A 1,961-nucleotide genomic window follows, 5' to 3' on the forward strand; every position below is an offset into this window, starting at 1 on the left:
CCCCGGAGCTGGCGGTCGCGACCTCTCGCGCCGCAGGCGTGGGATTCGCCGGYGGCCTTGTCGCGACCGGGCTGATCACCGAGGCCGAGGCCGGCTGGCCGGCCGACGCCCGGCAATCCGCCCTGGATGCCCTCACCGACGGCGAACTGGTCGCCCTCGCCGGTGAGCGCCTCCAGACGCTCGGCAAGGCCCTGCGCCGCCAGGAACTGGAGCAGGCCCAGACCGAAAAGATCTGGGAGAACCTCGGATGATCCAGATACTGCAGTGGTCGGCCTTGGCCCTCAGCGGAGCCGTGGCAATGGCCCGCATCCCCGACGCCCTCCGAGGGCACAACCGCTCCATCTTCGGGGTCTTCTTCCTTTCTGCGCTGGCCATCCTCCTGAGCATCGACGCCCCGTACCTTGCCATCGATTCCTGGCTGGGCGGCGCTAACTACGCCAACCTCCTCCTGCGGTTCCTGGTTTACGGCGCGGTGGCGCTGGCGGGCTACCGCACCGCCAAGGCCTTCGACGATGCGGACGCGGCCCGCCGGGTCGCGGGACCTGCGGGACTGGCAATCCTCGCCTCCATCGCCGTGGCCACCGCCGTGTCGTTCCTGCTCGCGGACACCCAGGGATCGGCCACGGGCCTGACGGGCCTGCCCCTGCGGAGCCCCGCCAACGCCATCCTGATCAACTTGTATGCCACAGCCGGAAGGGTCTACCCGGCGTTTGTGGCAGCCTGCCTGCTGCCGGCGACAATTCGAGCCGTCCGCGGCCGGTTCCCCGCGGCCGTCCGGGCCGGGGCCGTGCTGCTCTCGGTGGGATTTGCGGGCCTGATCGTTGCCGCGGTGTACGCGTTCGTCCCGTCCGACCCGGCCAGGCTCCAGGCGGTCTTCAACTTTACGGCGGTGCTGTGCCTCAGCCTTGGGCTGGCAGTCATTTGGATCGCCGGCCTGGTGGCCCGACGACGGCGGCGCGGGAGCGCGGCGGTCCCAGTCCCCGGCCCGCAGAAGTGGTCCGCGACGGCACGGCGGTAAGTTCGATATGGAGGGGTGAAGGAGTTCGGCGGGCCGCGGCGGCAGCCGAGGCTGGAAGGAGGTGGACATGCTTGAGTGGGGCACGCTGATGATATGCGGCGTCGTGACGTTGTTGCGGCTGCCCGATGCCCTGCACAAGCGGAACCGGACCGTGTTCGGCATCATGTTCCTCGCCACCCTGTGCAGCTTCCTGAGCGTCCCCGGCCCCTACACCGCCATCGACGGGGCGCTGGGCGGCCGGAACCTGACCAACYTGATCCTGCGGTTCATCGTCTTCGGCATGGTGTTCCTGGTGGGGCTGAGGCTCGCCAAGGGACTGGGCGCCGCCCGTGCGCGGCGGCTTATTACCGGGCCTGTGGGCCGCTGGACGCTGGCAGTGGCCTGCCTGGCGGTGGCGGTGACGTTCCTGCTGATGGACACGCGCGGCTCCTCGGTGGGACTGCAGAACCTGACGGACAACGGCCGGAACGCCGTCCTGGCCCCGATCTATGCCGCAGCCGGCCGCAGCTACCCGGCGCTCGTTTCCCTGGTCCTGCTGCCCCCGCTGCTCGCAACCGTGAGGTCGGCCCTGCCCCGGCTGGTGCGGGCAGGGGCTGCCCTCACCTTCGTTGGAGCCGCCGCCGCCATTGCCAGCATCCCGGCGTCCTTTGCCCCGGGCTCCTGGGATGCGGCCCGGCTCACGGTCAACTATGCGGCAGTGCTGGGGTACGTTTTGGGCCTGCTGGTCTTCTGGTTTTCCGGGCAAGTGTCGCGTCCGCCACATAACGCTCCCGCAACGTTCCGTAAAAAGTAGCCCAAGGCGTTCACAAAATCATTAGAGCGTGAGAGAATCATAAATGTGTGAAAGCGCCAGCCGGCTCCGTGAATGGGGATTCAGTCTTACTGAGCCTGGCAAAACGTCCAAGCGCCATTGGGGGGATGAGTGGTAGCGGTCCGGAAGGAC

2 protein-coding genes and 1 pseudogene are annotated in these 1,961 nt (G+C 68.5%); all 3 read left to right on the forward strand.

The window, feature by feature from the left end; all coding sequences use genetic code 11:
• Positions 1–251: pseudogene (locus AC1DHD_RS15995) on the forward strand (hypothetical protein); the annotation flags it as partial.
• The gene (locus tag AC1DHD_RS16000; protein WP_476880652.1) at positions 248–1,018 is read left to right on the forward strand and encodes a hypothetical protein; all 771 of its coding nucleotides are present in this window, start codon (positions 248–250) and stop codon (positions 1,016–1,018) included. The pseudogene AC1DHD_RS15995 and the gene AC1DHD_RS16000, both read left to right, overlap by 4 nt.
• A gap of 67 nt (positions 1,019–1,085) precedes the next feature.
• Positions 1,086–1,811, forward strand: a complete 726-nt coding sequence (locus AC1DHD_RS16005) for a hypothetical protein (protein WP_476880653.1) — start codon at positions 1,086–1,088, stop codon at positions 1,809–1,811.
• Positions 1,812–1,961: the final 150 nt, after the last annotated feature.

This window comes from Arthrobacter sp. 05L45_2, assembly GCF_056397525.1.

Bases quoted from the DNA above. Each gene is read 5' to 3' on its own strand.
- AC1DHD_RS16000 (WP_476880652.1), top strand. From the start codon at position 248: ATGATCCAGATACTGCAGTGGTCGGCCTTGGCCCTCAGCGGAGCCGTG.